The sequence below is a fragment of the Mesorhizobium abyssinicae genome (genome assembly GCF_049887195.1).
GTDB classification, from domain to species: domain Bacteria; phylum Pseudomonadota; class Alphaproteobacteria; order Rhizobiales; family Rhizobiaceae; genus Mesorhizobium; species Mesorhizobium abyssinicae.
The window spans coordinates 441,505-463,932 of sequence record NZ_JARAKC010000003.1; the positions used below are offsets into that span (position 1 = coordinate 441,505).

Consider the following 22,428-nt stretch of genomic DNA (forward strand, 5'->3'; position numbering starts at 1 on the left):
GGTGCCGCGTTTGTCGCAGCCTTCGGGCTTGACGGGTTCAGAAATGTTCTTTAACGAGAAAAAACAATTGGCCTCCAGCAGACAGCCGCTCAGGCGGGACCATAGTGTCCGCCTGGCACATTGCGTCCCGCCTGGCTGCCGCTAAAACGCTCGCGAGAAGCTGGAGAAAAACAATGGCGGATCTGGCAGGCAAGGTGGTTGTCGTCACCGCGGCGGCGCAAGGCATCGGCCGGGCGAGCGCGCTGGGGTTCGCTAAGGCCGGCGCCACGGTCTATGCCACCGACATCAACGAGGCGCCGCTGGCCGAACTCGCCAAGACGCCGGGTATCAAAGCCCGCAAGCTGGACGTGCTCGACGACGCGGCCGTCAACGCCGCGTTCGCCGAGATCGGCCCGGTCGACGTGCTGTTCAACTGCGCCGGCTTCGTCCATGCGGGCTCGATCCTCGAGATGAAGGACGCCGACCTCGACTTCGCCTTCAACCTCAATGTGCGCGCGATGATCCGCACCATCCGCGCCGTGCTGCCGGGCATGCTGGAGCGCGGCGACGGATCGATCATCAACATGTCTTCGGTCGCCGGCGCCGGCAAGGGCGTGCCCAACCGTTTCGCCTATGGTGTGACCAAGGCCGCCGTCATCGGCCTGACCAAGGCGATCGCCGCCGACTATGTCGCCAAGGGCATTCGCTGCAATGCCATCTGCCCGGGCACGGTCGAGAGCCCGTCGCTGCAGGACCGCATGCATGCGCAGGGGGATTACGAAGCGGCCCGCGCCGCCTTCATCGCCCGCCAGCCGATGGGTCGCCTCGGCACGCCGGAAGAAATCGCCGATCTCGCCGTCTACCTTGCCGGCGCCACCTACACGTCGGGGCAGGCCTACAATATCGACGGCGGCTGGTCGATCTGACCTGGTCCGGCGCGGTCCGGATCGAGAAGTCTGAAAATCCCGCGCGCCGGCGGCCAGAAGCGGCGTCCGTGCTTGCCCGGGACCGGGGCGATGGGTACGGTCCGCCCGGTTTCCGCAAGGGAGCCATCGCCTCGGCGGAGAGTTTGCAAACGGCCACGGGCCGCAAGTAGGAGAAGGATTTAGATGAAACTGCTGCGCTATGGCGAGGTGGGGAGCGAACGTCCCGGCCTGCTCGATGCGGATGGGACCATCCGCGACCTCTCGGCCCACGTCGCCGACATCGGCGGCACGGCGCTTCATCCGACTTCGCTGGACATGCTGGCGAAGCTCGATGCGAAATCGCTGCCGGCGGTTTCCGGCAGCCCGCGCATCGGCGCCTGCGTCGCCGGCACCGGCAAGTTCATCTGCATCGGCCTCAACTATTCCGACCACGCCGCCGAAACCGGCGCCACGGTGCCGCCGGAACCGATCATTTTCATGAAGGCGAGCTCGGCAATCGTCGGGCCAGACGACGATGTGCTGATCCCGCGCGGCTCGGTCAAGACCGACTGGGAGGTCGAACTCGGCGTCGTCATCGGCAAGACCGCGAAATATGTCTCGGAAGCCGAGGCGCTGGATTATGTTGCTGGCTACTGCGTCTCGCACGACGTGTCCGAGCGCGCCTTCCAGGCCGAGCGCCAGGGCCAGTGGACCAAGGGCAAGAGCTGCGACACGTTCGGCCCGATCGGTCCGTGGCTGGTCACCAAGGACGAGGTGGCCGACCCGCAGAACATCAAGATGTGGCTGAACGTCAACGGCAAGACGATGCAGAATGGCTCGACCAAGACCATGGTCTACGGCGTCGCCTATCTGGTCTCCTATCTCAGCCAGTTCATGTCGCTGCATCCGGGCGACATCATCTCCACCGGCACGCCGCCCGGCGTCGGCCTCGGCATGAAGCCGCCGGTGTTCCTCAAGGCCGGCGACGTGGTCGAGCTCGGCATCGAAGGGCTGGGCCAGCAGAAGCAGACGTTCAGGGCGGACGCGTAAAGCGCCGCCTCCACTTCTCCCCTGTGGTATTGCGGAAGGAGAGAAGGCGGTTTCGCGCCCTTCCTCTCCCCCGTCGATCGGGGGAGAGGTGTCGAGCGAAGCTCGACGGAGTGGGGGTCGACTTGGCTCGACCATTGTCATTTCAAGCTAAGCAATGATCAGGCTCGTCAGCGGCGGCGCATTTGAGGACCTGCTTCCCCCACTCCGTCGCCGCTTCGCGGCGCCACCTCTCCCCCCTCCGGAGGGAGAGGAAAGACGCACCTACTTCAACACCTTCCCATCCGCTCCAAACCGATACGTCTTCGCCGGATCCGGCGTCGCGTAGAGCGTCGAGCCCGGCTCGGCGTTGTAGACTCCGAAGATGCGCACGGTGAGCAGCCCGGCCTTCTCGCAGTCGAGATAGAGGTTGGTGTCGGCGCCGAGATGCTCCGCATGCACCACCGTGCCCTTCCAGGCGCCTGATGTCGTGTCGACGGTCAGGTGCTCGGGCCGCACGCCGACGGTCTTGGCCGTCTCGCCGAGCCTGGCGCCGTCGATGAAGTTCATCTTCGGCGAGCCGATGAAGCCGGCGACGAATTCATTCGCCGGCGAATTGTAGAGCTCCATCGGGCCGCCGATCTGCTCGATGCGGCCGGCGTTGAGGACGACGATCTTGTCGGCCAGCGTCATCGCCTCGACCTGGTCGTGGGTGACGTAGATCATCGTCGCCTTCAGGCGGCGATGCAGCTGCGCGATCTCCAGCCTGGTGTTGACGCGGAGCGCCGCATCGAGGTTCGACAACGGTTCGTCGAAGAGGAACAGCTTCGGCTCGCGCACCACAGCGCGGCCGATGGCGACGCGCTGGCGCTGGCCGCCCGAAAGTTCGGCCGGACGCCTTTCCAGATAGGGTTCCAGCGACAGCATCGAGGACGCGATGCCGATGCGGCGGTCGATCTCGGCCGCCGGAGTGCCGGCCTGCTTGAGGCCGAGGCCCATATTGTTCTTCACCGTCAGATGCGGATAGAGCGCATAGGTCTGGAAGACCATGGCTATGCCGCGCTTGGCGGGCGGGGTGACGGAGACGTCCTGGCCATCGATGACCACCCGACCGGAGGTCGAATCCTCAAGCCCTGCGATGACCCTCAGCAGCGTCGACTTCCCGCAGCCGGAGGGGCCGACGAAGACGACGAACTCACCGTCATTGACCTCCAGGTCGATGCCTTTCAGCACCTCGACCGGCCCGAAAGCCTTTTTCACATTCTCGATGTTCAGCGAACCCACGGCGTCGTCCCTGTTTTGATTGGTTCTAGAGTTTGACGGCGGCGCCGCTGCGCACGCTTTCGTCGGCGGCGAGGCAGACGGCGAGCGACTTGACCGCGTCGTCCATATGCCTGGTGAGGTCGATGTCCTCGCGGATGGCCTTGAGCAGGAAGGCCTGTTCAAGGTCGCAGAGCTCCTGGTGGCCGGGCTCGCCCTCCATCGACAGCAACTCGTCCTGTTTCGCGAACCTGCCGTCCGGCCCGGTCGCGGCGCTGTGCAAGCGGATGGTCGAGGTCTTGGTGTGGGTGTCGATGTCGTCGGACTTGATGCCTTCCTTCATGACGATCGACACGCAGCCCCTGGGCGAGATGACGTCCTTCACGAAGAAGGCGGTCTCCGAGATCATCGGGCCCCAGCCGGCCTCATACCAGCCGACCGAGCCGTCCTCGAACAGCACCTGCAGGTGGCCGTAATTGTACATGGAAGGGGCGACCTCGTCGGTCAGCCTGACTCCCATGCCGCGCACCTCCACCGGATTGGCGTCGGTGATCTGCAGCATCACGTCGAGATAATGCACGCCGCAATCGACGATCGGCGACGTCGTCTGCATCAGCTGCTTGTGTGTGCCCCAGGTGTGGCCTGACGATTGCTGGTTGAGGTTCATGCGGAACACGTAAGGGCCGCCGAGCTTGCGCGCCTCGGCGATCAGCCTGACCCAGGACGGATGGTGGCGCAGGATGTAGCCGATCACCAGCTTCCTGCCGTTGGCCTTGGCGGCGGCGACGACACGCGTGGCGTCCGCCACGGTCGTTGCCAGCGGCTTCTCGACAAAGACATGGCAGCCGGCCTCGAACGCACGCACCGCATAGTCGGCATGGCTGTCGGAATAGGTGGCGATCGCGGCGACGTCGGGCTTTTCCTCGCGCAACGCATCCTCGAAGGAGCGCCTTATGCCGTAGCCGACGAGCCCGTCCTGCAGCGGCACGTCGGAGCGGTTGACGAGTGCTGCAATCTCGAAGCCCGGATTGGTGTGATAGGCCAGCGCATGGCTGCGGCCCATATTGCCGAGCCCGGCGACGACGACGCGAAGGGGTTTGTCGCTCACCTGGTTGCTCCACTTTTTCTTGAGAGGGTGTCACCCCACCCGGCGCTTCGCGCCGACCTCCCCATCAAGGGGAGGTAGGGCGTTGGCGTGAACATCCTCATTGCCGACGAAGTTGCTCTGAATAGAAACGAGGGGCGGTCGATGAAAAAGCGACGACCTTCTACCTCCCCTCGATGGGGAGGTCGGCGCGCAGCGCCGGGTGGGGTGAGGCACGGCCCCACGGAGAATTGGCGGTCCGCATTCACTTGACGGCTCCCGACGTGATGCCGCGGATCAGCTGCCGCGAGAAGATGACGTAGAGGATCAGCACCGGCAGGATCGCCAGCGACAGCGCCGCCAGGATCGCGTTCCAGTTGGTGACGAACTGGCCGAGGAAGAGCTGCGCGCCGAGCGTCACCGTCTTGGTCTCTTCAGATGGCGCCAGGATCAGCGGGAACCACAGATCGTTCCAGATCGGGATCATGGTGAAGACGGCGACGGTCGCCATCGACGGGCGCACCAGCGGCAGCACCAGCCGGAAGAAGATCGTGTATTCCGACAGGCCGTCGATGCGCCCCGCGTTCTTCAGGTCGTCCGACACCTGCTTCATGAATTCCGACAGGATGAAGATGGCGAGCGGCAGGCCTTGCGCGGTGTAGACCAGGATCAGCGCCGTCAGCGTGTTGACCAGCCCGCTCGCCACCATCAGCTGCAGGATGGCGACGGTACCGAGGCGGATGGGGATCATGATGCCGAGCGCCAGGTAAAGCCCCATCATCGTGTTGCCGCGGAAGCGGTACTCCGACAGCGCGAAACCGGCCATGGCGCCGAACAAAAGCACGAAGAACAGCGAGGCGACGGTGACGACGAGGCTGTTCTGGAAATAGTGGATGAAGTCGCCCTGGCCGATCACCGTGGTGTAGCCGATCAGGTCGAAGGTCTTCGGCGTCGGCGGCGTCAGCGGCGCGCCGAAGATCGCGGCGCGCGACTTGAACGAATTGACGATGACCAGAATGACCGGAAACAGCGCGATCGCCGTATAAGTCAGCAGGACCGCATGGGCGCCGATGGTGCGGGGAAGCGAATGGGTTGCAGTGCTCATGGCTCGCCTCCTCAGAACTGGTAGCGACGCAGGCGCGTCTGGATGAGGAACAGGTAGACGCAGACGCCGCCGAGGATGATCAGGAACATCATCGTGGCGATCGCCGCGCCCATGTTGGGGTCGCCGACCTGCAGCTGGAAGCCGAAGAAGGCGCGGTAGAGGAAGGTGCCGAGGATGTCGGTCGAATAGTTCGGCCCGGCGAGCGCTCCTTGCGCGGTGTAGATCAGGTCGAAGGCGTTGAAATTGCCGACGAAGGTGAGAATCGAGATGATGCCGATGGAGGGCAGGATCAGCGGCAGCTTGATCTTCCAGAACTGGGCCATGCCGGTGACGCCATCGCATTCGGCCGCCTCGATCACTTCGTCCGGGATCGACAGCAGCGCGGCGTAGATCAGCATCATCGGGATGCCGACGAACTGCCAGACCGAAACCAGGCTGAGCGCGGTCAGGGCGTATTGCTCCTTGCCGAGCCAAGGCGTGAACAGGCTCTTCAGGCCGACGAAGTCGAGCAAATGCGGCGCCACGCCCCACAGCGGCGACAGGATCAGCTTCCAGGCGAAGCCGACGATGACGAAGGACAGGATGGTCGGCACGAAGATCGCCGTGCGGTAGAAGGCGGCGAAGCGCAGCCTCGGGCTGGACAGCAGCGCCGCCAGCAGCACGCCGATCGGGTTCTGCACCAGCATGTGGATGATGAAGAACCAGACATTGTTCCTCAGCGCGTTCCAGAAATTGACCGACCAGTTGGGATCGCCGAACAGGGTGCGGAAATTATCCAGCCCGACGAAGACCTGGGACTGCTCGATGTTGCGGAACAGCGAAAGCTGCAGCGTGCCGGCGAGCGGCAGGATCATGATCGCCGTGTAGACAAGCACGGCCGGCGCCAGGAAGACGGCGATGTGCCAGCGGATCGGTCTTTTCGGTCGTGTTTGTGCGGCCATGAGTTCGGTCCCCGCCGTCTCTCTCGGTTCCAAATCGTATGATGCTAGATGATGCCTCTATGCACGGCCCGATCGTCCCCTGCGGGAGAGGACAAGGCCCGCGATTGCGACTTCGTCTTCCCCGCTGGATGAGAGGGTAAGACCGAGAGGCGGCGCCGACAATCGCTATCTAAAAACTGTCCGAATGCCGGCCGGGCAGATGCCCGGCCGGTCCGTTGCCTGAGCTCTTACTTCGCCGGCTTGTACCAGCTGTCGAGGCCGGTCTGCAGCTTCTTGGCCGCGGCCTCCGGCGTGTCGGTGCCGTTGATGACGTTGGCCGATTCAACCCATGTCTCATTCTCGAGGTTCGGCGTACCGCGCGACAGGATCTGGTAGGTCGAGCGGATGGTCGACTTGCACTTGCCGCGCCAGGAGACGAATTCCTGCGCCAGCGGGTCTTCCATCTTCACCGGCGTGTTGTTCAGGCTGAAGAAGCCCGGCAGCGCGTTGGCGTAGATGGTGGCGAAGTCCGGCGAGGCGACCCAGGACAGGAACTTCTTGGCCGCGTCGGCATTCTTCGACGCCGCGTTCAGACCCATGCCGATGTCGGTGTGGTCGGAGATGTAGCAGGTGTCGCCGGCCTTCTGCACCGGCGGCGGGAAGGCGCCCATCTTGAACTGCGCCTGGGTGTTGAACAGGCCGATCTCCCACGAGCCGGCCGGATAAATGGCGGCGCGGCCGAGCGTGAACAGGTTCTGGCTGTCCGGATAGGTCTGGGCCTCGAAGCCGTCGCCCAGATAGGGCTTCCACTTGGCCAGTTCCTTGTAGGGCTCGACCCAGTCGGCGTCGGTCAGCTTCTGGTCGCCCTTGATCAGCGCCAGACGGCCGTCCTCGCCCTTCCAGTAGTTCGGGCCGATGTTCTGGTAGCCCATGGTCGCGGCTTCCCAGAGGTCCTTGGTGCCCATCGCCATCGGAATGTAGGTGCCGTCGGCCTTGATCTTGTCGAGCGCGGCGTAGAACTCCTCATTGGTGGTCGGCACCTTGATGCCGAGCTTGTCGAAGGCGTCCTTGTTGTAGATGAAGCCGTGGATGACCGAGGCCATCGGCACGCAGAAGCTCGCCTTACCGTCGTCGGTCTGCCAGGCCGCCTTGGCGACCGGCGAGAAGTTCTCCATGCCGGGCAGTGCCGAGAGATCGGCGAGGTTGCCCTTCTTGAAGAGTTCCAGCGACTTGTCGAAGGGGCGGCAGGTAATCAGGTCGCCCGCCGAGCCGGCGGCGAGCTTGGCGCCGAGCGCGGCGTCATACTCGGTCGGCGCCGAAGGCGCGAACACCACCTTGATGCCGGGGTTCTTGGCTTCGAAAGCCGGGATCAGCTTGTCCTTCCAGATGGTCAGGTCGTCGCCGCGCCAGCTTTCGATGTTGAGCGTAACGTCATCGGCATAGGCCACCCCGGCGGAGCCGAGGATGCTGGTGCCGAGCAGAAGGGCCGTCAGTAGTTTGGTCGTCATTTTCAGTCTCCCTGTTGACCTTTTTCAGGTTCGGTTTTGATGAGAACAGAAGCCTAGCGCCCCTTGCTCCCCTCGCAAGCCCGTTTCACCCCGATGGAAATCGGGATGAAACAGGCCCTACTTCTTTGTTAGGGCATGATCTTTTCCGAAAAGCGGGTTCCACTTTTCGGGATCATGCCCCAGCGCGGAAAGCGCCGGCCGGAGCTTCCGCCCGGTCCCTTCCAGTATCTTCTCGGCCGTGTCGGCGTTGGCGGCGCCGGCGGCGAGCAGAATGGCGGTCTTGACCACGCCGCCGCTCTGTTCGAGCAGGCGCGCGGCATCGTCCCTGCCGCGCCCGCTGATGGCGGCGACGATGCGGATAGCGCGGTCGCGCAGCTTGATGTTGTCGGCGTTCAGGTTGACCATGTAGCCGTCATGGACATGGCCGAGATGGATGGCGGCCAGCGTCGACAGCATGTTGAGGGCGATCTTCTGGGCGGTGCCGGCGCCCATGCGCGTCGAGCCGGCAATCAGTTCGGGCGGCGTCTCGAGCACGATGGCAACATCGGCCGACCGGAACAGCGGCACGTCCCTATTGTTGGCGATGGCGATGGTTGCGGCTCCCCGGCTCCGTGCGTGCTCAAGTGCGGCGACCGCATAGGGCGTCGAGCCGCTGGCCGAAATCGCGATCAGGCAGTCGCGCTCGCCGATGCCGGCGGCGGCGACGGCGGCCGAGGCCTCATCGGTGTCGTCCTCCGGTCCGCCGGCAAGGGTGCGGAAGGCCTCGTCGCCGCCGGCGATCAGGATGGCGATGCGGTCTCGCCCGATGCCGAAGGTGCCGGGCAGTTCCAACGCGTCGGCCAAGGCCATCAGACCCGAACTGCCCGCCGCCGCATAGGCGAGCCTGCCGCCATCCTTCAGCCGCTCGGCGACGATTTCGGCTGCAGCGGCTATGGCGGGGATGGCGCCGCGCACGGCCTTGGCGGCCTCGATCTGCGCATCGGCAAGAAAGGAAAGGATGGCGTCCGGAGCCTGGATATCCAGCCCCTCGGCATTCTGGTGATGCGCTTCGGTGCGCTTCTCGGCCATCCGTTGTCCTCCAACTGACGAAACAATACCAAAAAAATACCACTTGTCCACACGGATTAACGAATTCGCCGCGCGAAATTCGGCTTGCCGGCAAAATATCGTGGTTTTTCAATAAAATACGCCTTAATCTTTTTGAAAGCGAAATTAACTCTTGGCTATTGGTATTTTATTGGTATTATCCGTCCGGAGGAGAAATCGCGTGAATTTCGTACTTGGCATCGATGGCGGCGGCACCAGCTGCAGGGCGGCCCTTGCGACCGCTGACGGCGTCGTGCTTGGCCGCGCCAAAAGCGGCGCCGCCAACATCCGCACCGACCTCACCGGCGCCAGGACCAACATTGTCGAGGCGGCACGGCAGGCCTTCGTCGCCGCCGGCAAGAATCCGGAACTCATCCCGCAAACGCCCGCCATTCTCGGCCTCGCCGGCGCCAATGTCGGCACTTACAGGCAGCAGCTCGAGGCGATCCTGCCGTTCAGCGCCAGCCGCGTCGAGACCGACGCCGAGATCGCGCTGGAGGGTGCGGTCGGGCCCAGCGACGGCGCCATGGCCATCCTCGGCACCGGCACCGCCTATATGGCGCGCAAGGCGGGCAAGTCACGCGCCATTGGCGGCTGGGGTTTTCAGGTCGGCGACCAGGGCAGCGGCGCGCGCATCGGCCGCGACCTGCTGGAACAGACACTGCTCGCCTATGACGGCATCCGTCCGGGCTCGCCGCTGACCGAGGCGATGCTCGCCGTCTTCCGCAACAACCCCGAGGACGTCGTCGAGTTCACCACCAATGCCAAACCCGGCGATTTCGGCGGTTTCGCGCCAAAGGTCTTCGACCATGCCGCCAAGGGCGATCTTGTCGCCAACTGGATCCTCGACAAGGCGGTTGCCGATGTCGAAGCCTCGCTCGGGGCGCTCGATCTTGCCGGCAATGCGCCGCTCTGCCTGCTAGGCGGCCTGGCGCCGCTCTATGCGCCGCGGCTTTCGGCGCGCTACCAGGCGCTGCTGAAGCCGGCGCTCGACGATGCGCTGGGCGGCGCCGTGCAGATGGCGGTGCGTATATTTGCGCGCGGTTCGGAGGTTGCCCAATGAGCGCCGCCGACCAGATCTTCGCCATGCTGAAGGAATCGTCGCAGAGCGGCGCGCCGCTCTATCTGCAGCTCAGGAAGAGCATCGAGGAAGCGGTCAATCGCGGCCTGATCGGGCCGGGCGACGCACTGCCGTCGGAGCGCGACATCGCCAGCAAGGCCGACATCTCGCGCGTCACCGTGCGCAAGGCGGTGCAGGATCTGGTCAAGGGCGGCATCCTCGTCCAGCGTCACGGTTCCGGCACCTTCGTCGCCCCGCGCATGGAGCGCGTCGAGCAGTCGCTGTCCAGGCTCACCTCGTTCACAGAAGACATGGCGCGGCGCGGCATGGTGGTGCGCTCGGCCTGGCTCGATCGCGGCCTCTACGCGCCCTCGCCCGACGAGACGATGGTGCTCGGCCTGTCGTCGAACGAGCTGGTGGCGCGCGTGGCGCGCCTGCGCATCGCCAACGACACGCCGCTGGCGATCGAGCGCGCGTCGCTCTCGGCCAGCGTGCTGCCCGATCCCGAGGCGATCGGCTCCTCGCTCTATGCCGCGCTGGAACTGACCGGCAACCGGCCGGTTCGCGCCGTGCAGCGCATCTCGGCCGCCAATCTCGGTGATGGCGATGCGCGCCTGCTGGAAGTGCCGCCGGGGGTTGCCGGCCTGCATATCGAACGTATTTCCTATCTTGCGAGCGGCAAGGTGATCGAATTCACCCGCTCGATCTACAGGGGCGACGCCTATGATTTCGTCGCCGAACTCCGGCTGACCGGGCCGGGAGAGGAGAGCCGGCCATGAGCGCGATCCCCACCCATATGCGGCGCGAGATCGAGGAGATCCCGGAGGCCACGGCCCGCCTGCTCGATGGCTCGGCCGCCGTGCTGAGCGAGGCCGGGCGCGGCATCCGCGAGCGCGATCCGAGCTTCGTCGTCACCGTGGCGCGCGGCTCGTCCGACCATGCCGCCACCTTCATGAAATACGCCGTCGAACTGACCGCCGGCCTTGCCGTCGCCTCGGTCGGCCCGTCCATCGCCTCGATCTATGGCGCCAGGCTGAGGCTTGCAGGCTCGGCCTGCCTGGCGATCTCGCAGTCGGGAAAGAGCCCGGACATCGTCGCCATGGCGGAGACGGCGCGGGCCGGCGGCGCGCTCACCGTCGCCATCACCAACACCGCCGATTCGCCGCTGGCGCGGGCGTCGGACTTTGCCATCGACATCCTGGCCGGGCCGGAGCGCAGCGTCGCGGCGACCAAGACCTTCGTCAATTCGGCGGTCGCCGGCCTGGCGCTGATGGCGCATTGCACCGGCGACGATGCGCTGCTCGCGGCATTGGCGCGCCTCCCGGAGCATTTCGAGAAGGCTATCGCCTGCGACTGGATGGCGCTGGCCGGCGCGCTGGAGACGCCGCGGTCACTGTTCATCCTCGGCCGCGGTCCGTCCGCGGCGATGGCCAACGAGGCGGCGCTGAAATTCAAGGAGACCTGCGGCATGCATGCCGAGGCCTACAGCGCGGCCGAGGTCATGCATGGGCCGCTGGCGCTGGTCGGGCCGGGCTTCCCGGTGCTGGCGCTCGCCGCGCGCGACGCTTCCGAACCGTCGGTCGCCGAGGCGGCCGACAATCTGGCCGGCAAGGGCGCGGCTGTGTTCGTGACATCCGGCAAAGCGACCAAGGCACGGGCCCTGCCCTATGTGGCGACCGGCCATCCGCTGACCGATCCGCTGGCGCTGATCGTGTCCTTCTATGGCTTCGTCGAGGCCTTTGCCCGCCATCGCGGCCTCGACCCCGATACGCCGCGCAATTTGCGCAAGGTGACGGAAACCGTATGAGCGACCGTTTCGCCCTCACTGGCGCCCGCATCTTCGACGGCGCCGACTGGCACTGCAATGCCGCCCTCGTGGTGAGCGGCGGCCTGGTCGAGGCCATCCTCCCCGCCGGCGCCATTCCGGCCGGCGTCGATCGCGTCGAGACCGACGGCCTGCTGGCGCCGGGCTTCGTCGACCTGCAGGTCAATGGCGGCGGCGGCGTCATGCTCAACGACCATCCCGACGTCGCCTCGATCGAGACCATTTGCCGAGCGCACGCCCCGTTCGGCACCACGGCGCTGTTGCCGACGCTGATCACCGATACGCCAGCGATCACGGCGGCTGCCGTCGCGGCCGGCGCCGCGGCGGCGCGGCAGAAGGTGCCGGGCTTCCTTGGCCTGCATCTCGAGGGCCCGCATCTTTCTGTCGCCCGCAAGGGCGCGCATGACCCGGCGCTGATCCGGCCGATGACGGACGTGGACCAGGCGGCGCTGATCGCGGCGCGGAAAGACCTGCCCGTGCTGCTGACCACGATCGCGCCCGAATCGGTCGAGCCAGCGCGTGTCGCGGCCCTGGCAAAGGCCGGCCTCATCGTCAGCCTCGGCCATTCCGACACCGGCTATGCCACGGCGAGCGCCTTCGCCGCGGCCGGCGCGACCGTGGTGACCCATCTCTTCAACGCCATGAGCCAGATCGGCAACCGCGAGCCGGGGCTGGCGGGCGCGGCCATCGACACAGGCGGGCTGTCGGCCGGCATCATCGCTGACGGCATCCATGTCGATCCAGCCACCATGGCTATCGCGCTGCGCGCGAAGAAGGGGCCGGGAAAGATCGTGCTGGTCACCGACGCCATGGCGACGATCGGCACCGACATGACGTCCTTCACGCTGAACGGCCGCACCATCTACCGCAAGGATGGCAGCCTCAGGCTGGCCGACGGAACCCTGGCCGGGGCCGATCTCGACATGATCTCGGCCGTGCGCTTCATGCACCGCGTCGTCGGGCTGGAGCTTGGCGAGGCGCTGCGCATGGCTTCGCTCTATCCAGCCGAGGCGATCGGCCAGGCGCACCGGCTCGGCCGCTTCGCCAACAGCACCGCAGCCGACATTGTTGGCCTGTCGGAGGATCTGGACGTGAAGAGCGTCTGGATCGGCGGGAAGAAAGTGTTCGGAGCGTAGGCCCTCGATCCCACCGTCAATTAGGAAACCAACGTTCGCAATTGGCCGCAGCCCTTCGCGCATCGTCATCGAAAACTATTGGCCGTAGAGATCCTTGTAGGTCTCGCGCAAAAGGTTCTTCTGCACCTTGCCCATGGTGTTGCGCGGCAGCTCGTCGACGAAGATCACCTGCTTCGGATGCTTGTATCGGGCGAGCCGGCCCGCGATGGCGTCGAGGACATCGGCCGCGCCGATGGCCGAGCCCGGCTTGCGCACCACGACCGCTGTGACACCCTCGCCGAAGTCCGGATGGGCGACGCCGATCACCGCGCTTTCGCTGACGCCGGCAAGCGCATCGATCTCGCCTTCGATCTCCTTGGGGTAGATGTTGTAGCCGCCGGAAATGATCAGGTCCTTGCCGCGCCCGACGATATGCACATAGCCGTCCCGATCGACGAGGCCGAGATCGCCGGTGATGAAAAAGCCGTCGGGACGGAATTCCGCCTTGGTCTTTTCCGGCATCCGCCAGTAACCGGCAAAGACGTTCGGACCCTTCACCTCGATCATGCCAACCTCGCCCTGTGCGAGCGACCCGCCGCCGTCGGGATCGGCGATGCGCAGCGAAACGCCCGGCAAGGGAAAGCCGACCGTGCCGGCGCGCCGCTCGCCATCGTAGGGATTGGAGGTGTTCATGTTGGTTTCGGTCATGCCGTAGCGCTCGAGGATGGCGTGGCCGGTGCGCTCGCGCCAGGCGGCATGCGTCTCGGCCAGCAAGGGCGCCGAGCCGGAAATGAACAGGCGGATGGTTTTCGCCGCCTGGGCGTCCAGGCCCTGTTGCTGCAGCAGGCGCACGTAGAAGGTCGGCACGCCCATCAGCGCGGTGGCGCGCGGCAGCAGCGAGACGATGCGGGCCGGATCGAATCTTGCCTCGAACAGCATCGAGGCGCCGGCCATCAGGATCACGTTGGTGGCGACGAACAGACCATGCGTGTGGAAGATCGGCAGCGCGTGGATCAGGACGTCCTCAGCGCTGAAGCGCCAATGCTCGACCAGCACGCGCGCGTTCGAGGCGAGGTTCTCGTGGCTGAGCATGGCGCCCTTCGAGCGGCCGGTCGTTCCCGACGTGTAGAGGATCGCGGCAAGGTCGTCCGGTCCGCGCGCCACATCGTCGAAATCCGCCTGATTTCCCGAAGCGCTTTCGGGCAGCGAACCGTCGCCGTGCTGGCCAAGCGTCGCCAGTGCCGCGCCGGACGCCTGCGCCAGCGGGCCGATATCGGCCGCTCTTGCCGGGTCGCAGACCACCAGCCGCGGTTCGGCATCGCCAAAGAAATAGCGGAGTTCCGGCAGTGTGTAGGCGGTGTTGAGCGGCAGGAAGACGGCGCCGGCGCGCAGGCAAGCAAGGTAGAGCAGCACCGCTTCCGGGCTCTTCTCGACCTGCACGGCGACGCGGTCGCCCGGCGCCACCCCGGATTGCACCAGCGCACGCGCCAGCTGCGCCGAGCGCGCCAGCATGTCGCCATAGGTGAGGGATCGCCCGTCATCCGTCTGCATGAGCAGCCGCCGAGGTGCCGTGACGCGGACGCGAAAAGCGTCGAAGAGGTGATTGCTCATTGTTGCTCCCGCGTGGCGCGGCGAATCCTGAATTCGCATCGTTTCGGCGAGAGCGAATATCAGATTTGAGCCTGGAAGAGCAGCTATTTGCGGCCGCGCAACGCCTTGGCCGCGGTTGCCTTGGGATCGCCGTCCTGGCTGAAACGCGCCATGCACATGGCCGCCGTCAGCCGGTAATGGTTGAGCAAGGCCTCGACCGCGCCGTCGGCGTCGCCATCGAGGGTGCGTTCGGCGATCTGGCGGTGTTCGGCAAGGTCGTCGCGCTCGTCTCCCGGGCCGTGCTGCGAGATCAGCCGGTAGCGGGAAGCCTGGTCGGAAAGCTGGTCGCAGAAACCGACCAGCCAGTGCGACCGGCAGCCCGCGATCAGCGCGCGATGGAAGGCACGATGCAGCTTCTCCCAGTCCGGATTGTTGGTCGAGGGCTCACCCGGCAGGCGGCGCTGGGCGCGCGCCAGGCGATGCAGCGCCAGCACCAGCTGCTCTTCCCATTCGCCGGTGCGGTGCTCGATCGATTCGCGCAGCGCCCTTTCCTCCAGCCAGCAGCGGGTGCGAGTCAGCTCATCCAGCTCGTCGGCGCTGACCGGCATGAGGAAGAAGCCGCGCTGGTCGTGGCGGCCGAGCAGGCCTTCCGAAGCCAGACGGTTAAGCGCCTCGCGCACGGGCGAAGCGCCGGCGCCATATCGCGAAACCACCCATTCGACCCTAAGCTTGCTTTCGGTCTCCAGCACACCGCGCAAGAGATCGTCCCGAAGTTGATGATAGACCGTGCTGGCAAGGGTGCTCTTGGGTCCGGCACCTTCATCGCCCGGATCGGCGGTTCCGTACGTCAATATCGCTCCTGTTGCCTGCCTTGGCCTGTTGTTGGTTCTTGTTGCGAAGCAGTCTCAATCCCGTACGCGTACTATACCGTGCCACACTTCGCGGCCTCAAGCGGAAGATGATGGTATTGGACTTAAAGAGGATAGAGCGCAGTGGCTCGCCGAAGTAACGGGCGGCTCAAGAATATTGAATTTTCTGAGAAGCTTGAGGCGCTGAACAGCGAAGCTACTCATTTCGGTGATCAATCAGACTGGGTATCCGGCCGCGATACGGTCAACGGCCAGGATCAGGCGGCGGCACGGTCCGCCGCGGTTCTGATCGCCTCGATGTTGGCCCGGTAGGCCTCGACGCTATCGCCCTTGAAGATGGCGGCGCCCGCGACCAGCACATCGGCGCCCGCCGCGGTGACCAGCGGCGCCGTCTCCGGCGACACGCCGCCGTCGATCTCGATGCGGATCGGACGGTTGCCGATCAGCGCCTTCACCCGCTTCACCTTGTCGACCATTGCCGGAATGAACGCCTGACCGCCAAAGCCCGGATTGACGGTCATGATCAGGATCAGGTCGAGCCGGTCGAGCACGTATTCGACAGCGCTTTCGGGTGTCGCCGGGTTGAGCGACACGCCGGCCTTCTTGCCGAGGTTCTTGATGGTCTGCAGCGAGCGGTCGAGATGCGGGCCGGCCTCTGCATGCACGGTCAGGCCGTCGCAGCCGGCCTCGGCGAAGGCGGCCAGATAGGGATCGGCCGGCGCGATCATCAGATGGCAATCGAAGAAGGCCTTGGTACGGTTGCGGATCGCCTTCACCACCGGCGGGCCGAAGGTGATGTTGGGGACGAAATGGCCGTCCATGACGTCGAGATGGATCCAGTCGGCGCCGGCCGCCGCGACGGCTTCGACCTCGTCGCCGAGCTTCGAGAAATCCGACGCCAGCACCGATGGCGCGATCAGGGTTTTCTTGGCCATGTCCGCTTCCCGTTCTTCAAGTCCGCTCCGCCCTAGCGCATCGGCTGCAAAATCGGAACCGATTTTCGGCAAGGACATGCCCGATTATGTGTTGGAGGGCAGCTAGCGCCAAAAGGACGCACGTCGCTGTAGACCAGGACGAGGTTTCGTGATCCCCGCAAAGGAGAGAGGCGGCACCGCCTCTCTCCTGGTTTGCAGCGGGATTCAGTTCACCTGAAGCCGTGACCTGGCCTGCCCCGGCAGAAACGACTGGCCTCTGCCTTGCTTCAACTTCTGCAGCCCAAACGTCTTCGAAGCCGGCCTGGGCACGCAATGTCCGCGCACCGTCATTTCGGTTGGCCGGCAGCCCGTGGTGATGATTGCGTCCCTCACGCACGCCTTGCCGACCAGATGGTAGCCGCGTTTGCAGTCGATGATGATGGAAGGCTTGCGCACGCATTCGCCATTGACGCGCTGTTCGTCACGCCGGCATTTCCCGGCGATCACGGCATTCTTCACGCATTTCAAGCCGACCTGATGATAGCCGGGCAGGCAGTGGATGCTGACGCCGATGCACCGACCGTCGACCAGCTTCTCGGTGCTCTTGCATGCGGCCACCAGCGGCCTGTCGACACATTTGCCGCGCAGCAGGCTTTGGCTGGGCAGGCATTTGCGGCCGGGATCGACGACGACCGGCGGCAGCCTGGGCTTGCCGAAGTCGGGGCGCGTGCTTGAGACCAGATCGTCGACCTTGGGCTCGACTGTGCGCTTTATGCAGGTGAAATCCTCCGCATCCATGTCGATGGTGGCGATGGATCCATTCGGTTTGATCTCCTGCAAGGTGCACTGGATCGAGCGGGTCCTGCTAATGCTGAGATCGTGCGCGGCACTGGCCTTGAACACACCGCCTTCGTTGAAGGCGACCGCGGTGCCGGTGAAGAAGGCGCCATTCGAGCAACCGATCCGATAGTGCAACGCGCCGGGAGCATCGCGGCTCGCTTCGAACGCGACCTGGCCTTTGCGCGGGCAAAGTTTCCTGGATCCGGCGCTGTCGGAAACGGTCACTTCGCCTTGCCAGTCGGCCTTTGCCGGCGGGTTGTCGGGATCGGCCTGAGGTCCATCGGTGAAGCCGCCGCCGCCCGCGCCAGTGCAATGGACGGTGATGTCCTTCCAGCCGTCGAAGGGCTCGAACGGGCCGTTGCCGACTATTTCGGTCTTGTACTGGAAGTACGCGGTCGCTCCGACATTCTCCCATTTCTCATAAGTGGCGAAATAGCCGTTCTTGCCCGCGTCGAAGGACGCCCAGACCTGCTTGAACTCCGATGTGATCGGCCCATTGTCCTTCTGTCGCCAGATGCGCATCGATACCGGCCCGGCCTTGTTGGCCTGCGCGCGGCTGGTCACCTTGAGCGCCGGGCACACTGTGCCGGGTGTCGAGCCGGGCTGGTTCGAGCGGTAGGTGGTCAGGAACAGCTTGACGTTCTTTGTCTCGAATTCGCCGAAGTCGACGGCGATGTCTTGAGCCGCCGGTTTGACGACGGGATCGCAGACGACCTGAACGTCGAACGAACCGTGTTCGGCATAATGCGATTCGTAGATCGGATAGGGCCAGTTGCCGCCCGTCACCTCGCTGGCAGCATTGTGCATGTCGAGCGCCTTGTCGGTCAGCGCCGAAAAGGTCGCGTGGAAAGTGTGCGTGAACGAATAGGACTTCGTCGGCCCATCGGGCTGGAGGTGCTGGTTGCACTTGGCGATAATCTGATCGCCATAGGGCACCGACGCGATGTCCGCATTCGAAGACAGCGCCATGATCGAGGGATCGAAGGAAAAGTTCTCCTGGTGATCATAGTCGCGGCTGACCGGCGATGCGCTCCAGATCGGCGGAAACGCCCCGCACTGGCTGGGGCCGCATACGCCGAGCGATACACCGACCTGCTGCACGTAGCCTGGCCAGCGTGTGTCGATCTTCATGTGGCCCCAGAACTGGATCGTGCCGCTTTTCAGCCTGTCCCATTTCTGTTTGTCGCTCGAAACGACATGAAGCGTGGTGTTAACGCTCTGCGTGTCGAACGACATCGACTTGATGTTGGCCTGTGTGGCGAAAGCGGAGGTGCTGACTAGTCCGGCTGCGAACAGGGCAACCGTCGCAACCGTATTGCGAAAGGCATAGCTGACTGAAGACATCTCTCTCTCCTGATGTGTTCCTTCAGCGATTGGTCGCCGCTCGCGGCATCAAGGTTCACGCGGGCGATCCCGCCAACGAAAAACCCCGCCGGATTGCTCCGGCGGGGTTCTGGTTTTCCTATCGCTAGATCACGGCTTGGAGTTCTGGATGTTCGCACCCGCCGGATCCTGCTGCACCTGCGGCGTACGTCTCGGCACCAGCTGCTGCAGGATGTTCGGATTGAGCAGCAGGTTCGGGTTGACCTCCACGCCCGGCTTGCGGAGCGGGACGCAGTTTGGATATTTTCCGGTCGTCCCGGTCGGGCAGCGCCGCAGGATGATGATCGGCTGGCACTGGCCGTTGATCAGCTGCGAACCCGGCGCGCATTCCTGCCGGACTCTGCGGCAGGCGCCGTCACGGACCTCGGTGCCACGCGGGCAGACGCACTCGCCACGCTTGTTGTGGACCTGGCCGCGAATGGTGCACTGCTCCAGTTCGGGCTTCTTTTGCCGGCAGGCGCCGTCGCGGATCTCCGTACCCCTCGGGCAGACACAATTGCCGTTGGCGTCGTGGATCTGGCCGCGGATCGTGCACTGCTCGGGCTGTGGCCGGATCGGCCGGCAGGCGCCGTTGCGCAGCTCTGTCCCCTTCGGGCAGACGCAATCGCCATCGGCGTTGCGGACCTGGCCGGGGATGCGGCACTGCTCCGGTTTCGGCCGGATCGGCCTGCAGGCGCCATTGCGCACCTCGGTTCCCTTCGGGCAGACGCAATCGCCGTCCGCGTCGTGGACCTGGCCGCGAATGGTGCACTGCTCGGGCTTCTGCTTGTCCCGCACGCAGGCATTCGCGATCCTGTCGAGATGCGTGCCCTTGGGGCAGTAGCAGCTGTCGCCGTCCGCCGACGGCACCGAGCCGGGTATGGTGCAGCCTTGCGTGATCTTCACGCAGGCGCCGTTCTCGAGCTCGGTTCCACGCGGACAGACACAGCGCCCGTCCTCGGTGCGGATCTGGCCCTTGAGCAGCACGCAGGGCTTGGGCTTCGGCTCGACGATGACGCCGCCGCCCGTGCACTGGCCGTTGCGGTAGGTGGTGCCTTCGGGGCAGACGCAGCGGCCGGCATCGTTCATGACGAAACCTGCCGAGCACTGCTTCTTCACCTCGTTCCTGATGGTGAAGGGATGGCACGCATAGGCCCTGCCGCGATTGCCCTGGATGTTGGCCTGATCGCCGGAAAGCACGTCGCCGCCGCCCTGCACCCGCGTATCCGGGGACAGGACGCCAACGCAGTTCTGACCGTTGACCGTGCCCTGCAGATTGGCCAGGCGGCCGTCATCGGGGATGACCACGGTGACATTGTGCACGTGGCTTTCCCCGGCGCCGAGCGTCAGGTTGGCAATGCAGGACAAAGGCAGCGTCGTCGGTTCGGGCGAGCAGCCGAAGGGCGGCTCGATCGACGTGATCTCGACGCCTTCCAGCCTGCCCAGTCCTTCCACGCCGATCGCATCGCCGATCCGGACCGGACCGGAGAAGGCGCTCGGCCCATCGTTCGTGATGGTGATCTCGAACGAGCAGGGCTGGCCGGGCTGGCATTCGCTGTCGCCGGTCTTCTCGACGCGGATGGTCGGCGCTCCGCCGCCCTTGGCGCAAGCCTGGCCGATCGGATAGACGATGTCGTCTCCCGGCGCCGGCCCGTAGGAGCCGCGCGCGCAGTTCTCGAACTCGCCATTGGCCGAGACCGTCACGTCGAAGTGCCTGGAGGTTCCGGGCGTCATCACGGCGCCGGGAATCTGGCAAGACAGCGTGTTGGCCGGAACCGGTCCGCAGGCCCATTCCGCGCCGTCGGGAGTGACGGTCTGGATCTGGACCGGCGCGCCACCGGCCACCAGCGTGGCGGCATCGTTGACCCGCACCGGACCGGTGGGGGCCGCCGTGCCGGCATTGCTGACGGTGATGCGGCAGGAAACCACCGCGGCACCGGCCAGCGAGCCGTTGCACACCTTGGTGATGCGCAGACCGGGCTTGCCGCCATTCGGATGGCGGAAGCGTTCCTTGGCGCAGGCCTTGTTGTTGGTGAGGTCGACCTCACCGGGGATCGCCCTGACCTCGGCGCAGTTCTCGACGCTGTCAGACTGGTAGTTTGCCGGCATCACCGCCTTGACGACGATCGACGTCGAGGCGCCAGGCATCAGCACGATGCCGGGATTGTCGCAACGGAACTGGCCGGGGCCGTTCGGTCCACAGCTCCAGGGCGGTGACGGGCCGAAGGTCGAGGAGGCCGGCGCACCGCCGGGATAGCTGTCGATGACCGTCAGCGGTCCGTTATAGGGGACGCTGCCGTTGTTGATGAGGTCGATGACGAAGTAGCAGATGCCGTCAGCCGTGCAGACCGGGATGCGGGCACGCTTCTTCAGGATCAGGTCGACCTTCTTCTCGACCGGCGGCCGGCACTCGGGGTCGCGATCGCCACGCCGGCAGATCGGGATCGAGGCGCAGCCGCGATCGTTATGCTGGCTGCCGAACAGCGGCTTGCCGCTGGCCTGGTAGTCGTAGATGGCGCAGTTGCGCAGCACGCGTCCCTGCCAGCCCGGCGCCGGCTTGAAGCCGAGCTTGAGGTCGACAAAGGCGCCCGGGTTGAGCGTGGTCACCGGATGGGTGCAGGTCATCGGCGTGACGCCGGGCACGCAGACCCAGGGCGGGTTCGGGCCGGAATCCAGCACCGAGCCGGCCGGCAACGTCACCTCGTCGAGCACGATCTTGCCGTGATAGGGGGCGCCGCCGACATTGCTGACCCTGATGGTGAAGTCGCAGCCGCCGGCCATCGTGCAACGCGTGACATCGGCGCGCTTCTCGACCTTGAGGTCCGGCTCCTTGTCGGGCGGGCATCTGAGATCGCGCGGGATGACGATGTCGATGGTCTGCGTGCAGCACAGGCCCCAGCCCTCCTCCGGACCGGCATAGGTCTCGATGCCGGTGACAATAAGGTGGATGACATCACCAGGCGATGCGCCGACGATCTTCCAGTTGAGCACGCCGCCGCCCGCCGGCACCAGCTGCGTGTCGGGGATAATGGTGATGCCGGGCGTGGTCGTCGAGACCTGCACCCACTTGCCGCCCATCTCCGGGCCGACAGGCATGTGGTAGATGAAGGCGCCGCCGCCGGGCACGCAATCGACCGTGCCGCGCTCCACCTTGAAGCATTCCTTGCCGGGAGGTGGTGGTGGCGGATTACATTTGGTCAAGTCGATGCGGATCGAGGTCTTCTCGCCGGTGAGGAAATCGCCGTCATCCGGCTTGCCCGGATCCTGCGACGGGATGATGGTCCCCGGGCCGCCTCCCATCGACACCTTGATCGTGCCCTGGTTGTCGACCATGGCCGGCGCGGGGAACGCCGCGTGGTCGATCTTGGCCACGATCTGGAAGGTGATGGCGCGTTCGTTCGCGGCGCCCATGCCGTCGAGATCGCTGGCGGAAATCCGGAAATCGGAAACCATCGCGGTGTCGTTCGGGTCCGCCGAGGTGCTGATCGATGCACCGGGCAGAGCGCCTCCACCGGCATCGGTGCCGTCGCCGGACACATGCACGCTGACGATCTGCAGGCCATGCGGAAGCTGGTCCTTGAAGTCGAGCCTGGCGTTCTTCAGCGCATTGGCAAGCACGGGATTGGCAAAGGCTTGCGCATTGCCGCGCAGGCCGAACGTCAAGGTGTAGAAGACGTAGTCGCAGCTTCTCTGGCCGCCCTTCTTGGTGAAGAACGGCACGATGCGCCCCGGCTCGGGATTGACGACACGGGGATTGTCGAGCTCAAGCCTGGGTTCCGGGCCTGCGGCCTCGACGATCTTGGCCGGGATGGGGTCCTCGGCGAAGGCCGGCAATGCCGGCAGCATGGCGACCGCGATACCGGCCGCCATCAGCCAGCGCGCGCCGCGCCTGGCATATGACAGGGGTTTCATGATCGTCTCCATGACGGTGGGTTTGCTGCTGGGAGCAAGCGGGGAAAGCGCGGAAATGGTCATCTTTC

The 22,428-nt window shown here is 65.3% G+C and carries 17 protein-coding genes; 6 read left to right on the forward strand and 11 right to left on the reverse strand.

Annotated features, from left to right (window positions below; genetic code table 11):
• Window positions 1-173: 173 nt before the first annotated feature.
• Together PU724_RS10100 and PU724_RS10105 are read left to right on the forward strand one after the other, a co-directional pair.
• Window positions 174-905, forward strand: a complete 732-nt coding sequence (locus PU724_RS10100; protein WP_354420348.1) for an SDR family oxidoreductase — start codon at window positions 174-176, stop codon at window positions 903-905.
• A 183-nt stretch (window positions 906-1,088) separates the two neighbouring features.
• The gene (locus tag PU724_RS10105) at window positions 1,089-1,934 is read left to right on the forward strand and encodes a fumarylacetoacetate hydrolase family protein (protein ID WP_354420349.1); all 846 of its coding nucleotides are present in this window, start codon (window positions 1,089-1,091) and stop codon (window positions 1,932-1,934) included.
• Window positions 1,935-2,195: 261 nt separating this feature from the next.
• Here the strand turns inward: PU724_RS10105 and PU724_RS10110 are convergent, their stop codons facing one another.
• From PU724_RS10110 to PU724_RS10135, 6 genes are all read right to left on the reverse strand, one after another.
• Window positions 2,196-3,194 (reverse strand): ABC transporter ATP-binding protein, encoded by a 999-nt coding sequence (locus PU724_RS10110; protein ID WP_127283410.1) that lies wholly within the window; start codon window positions 3,192-3,194, stop codon window positions 2,196-2,198.
• Window positions 3,195-3,219: 25 nt separating this feature from the next.
• Entirely contained in the window at window positions 3,220-4,278 is a 1,059-nt protein-coding gene (locus PU724_RS10115) for a Gfo/Idh/MocA family protein (RefSeq protein ID WP_354420350.1), read from the reverse strand.
• 241 nt (window positions 4,279-4,519) lie between these two features.
• The gene (locus tag PU724_RS10120) at window positions 4,520-5,359 is read right to left on the reverse strand and encodes a carbohydrate ABC transporter permease (RefSeq protein ID WP_126056910.1); all 840 of its coding nucleotides are present in this window, start codon (window positions 5,357-5,359) and stop codon (window positions 4,520-4,522) included.
• A gap of 11 nt (window positions 5,360-5,370) precedes the next feature.
• Window positions 5,371-6,300, reverse strand: a complete 930-nt coding sequence (locus PU724_RS10125) for a carbohydrate ABC transporter permease (RefSeq protein WP_354420351.1) — start codon at window positions 6,298-6,300, stop codon at window positions 5,371-5,373.
• Between the two features lie 227 nt (window positions 6,301-6,527).
• Entirely contained in the window at window positions 6,528-7,787 is a 1,260-nt protein-coding gene (locus PU724_RS10130; protein WP_127311310.1) for an ABC transporter substrate-binding protein, read from the reverse strand.
• Between the two features lie 117 nt (window positions 7,788-7,904).
• On the reverse strand, window positions 7,905-8,855 hold the full coding sequence (locus PU724_RS10135) for an N-acetylmuramic acid 6-phosphate etherase (RefSeq protein WP_354420352.1): 951 nt from the start codon (window positions 8,853-8,855) through the stop codon (window positions 7,905-7,907).
• 199 nt (window positions 8,856-9,054) lie between these two features.
• Between PU724_RS10135 and PU724_RS10140 the strand changes: the two genes are divergently transcribed.
• From PU724_RS10140 to nagA, 4 genes are read left to right on the forward strand one after another with little or no spacing between them, the layout of a single operon-like run.
• Window positions 9,055-9,936, forward strand: a complete 882-nt coding sequence (locus PU724_RS10140) for a glucosamine kinase nucleotide-binding domain-containing protein (protein ID WP_127311308.1) — start codon at window positions 9,055-9,057, stop codon at window positions 9,934-9,936.
• Window positions 9,933-10,712, forward strand: coding sequence for a GntR family transcriptional regulator (locus tag PU724_RS10145; protein ID WP_127287221.1), 780 nt, complete (start codon window positions 9,933-9,935; stop codon window positions 10,710-10,712). The genes PU724_RS10140 and PU724_RS10145 overlap by 4 nt, the downstream gene beginning before the upstream one ends.
• Window positions 10,709-11,740 carry an SIS domain-containing protein gene (locus tag PU724_RS10150; protein ID WP_354420353.1) on the forward strand — a complete coding sequence of 344 codons (1,032 nt, stop codon included), beginning with the start codon at window positions 10,709-10,711 and terminating at the stop codon, window positions 11,738-11,740. Before PU724_RS10145 ends, PU724_RS10150 begins: the two co-directional genes overlap by 4 nt.
• Entirely contained in the window at window positions 11,737-12,894 is a 1,158-nt protein-coding gene (gene nagA / locus PU724_RS10155; protein WP_354420354.1) for an N-acetylglucosamine-6-phosphate deacetylase, read from the forward strand. The genes PU724_RS10150 and nagA overlap by 4 nt, the downstream gene beginning before the upstream one ends.
• 75 nt (window positions 12,895-12,969) lie before the next feature.
• Here the strand turns inward: nagA and PU724_RS10160 are convergent, their stop codons facing one another.
• The 5 genes from PU724_RS10160 to PU724_RS10180 all read right to left on the reverse strand — a co-directional run bounded on the left by PU724_RS10160 (window position 12,970) and on the right by PU724_RS10180 (window position 22,423).
• The gene (locus PU724_RS10160; protein WP_354420355.1) at window positions 12,970-14,484 is read right to left on the reverse strand and encodes a malonate--CoA ligase; all 1,515 of its coding nucleotides are present in this window, start codon (window positions 14,482-14,484) and stop codon (window positions 12,970-12,972) included.
• An 83-nt stretch (window positions 14,485-14,567) separates the two neighbouring features.
• Window positions 14,568-15,314, reverse strand: a complete 747-nt coding sequence (locus PU724_RS10165; RefSeq protein WP_354420356.1) for a GntR family transcriptional regulator — start codon at window positions 15,312-15,314, stop codon at window positions 14,568-14,570.
• 275 nt (window positions 15,315-15,589) lie between these two features.
• Entirely contained in the window at window positions 15,590-16,267 is a 678-nt protein-coding gene (rpe, locus tag PU724_RS10170) for a ribulose-phosphate 3-epimerase (protein ID WP_354420357.1), read from the reverse strand.
• A gap of 204 nt (window positions 16,268-16,471) precedes the next feature.
• Window positions 16,472-18,430 carry an EB domain-containing protein gene (locus PU724_RS10175; protein ID WP_354420358.1) on the reverse strand — a complete coding sequence of 653 codons (1,959 nt, stop codon included), beginning with the start codon at window positions 18,428-18,430 and terminating at the stop codon, window positions 16,472-16,474.
• Window positions 18,431-18,559: 129 nt separating this feature from the next.
• A complete protein-coding gene (locus PU724_RS10180) occupies window positions 18,560-22,423 on the reverse strand; it encodes a DUF7929 domain-containing protein (protein WP_354420359.1) in 3,864 nt (1,287 codons plus the stop codon).
• Between the last annotated feature and the right edge of the window lie 5 nt (window positions 22,424-22,428).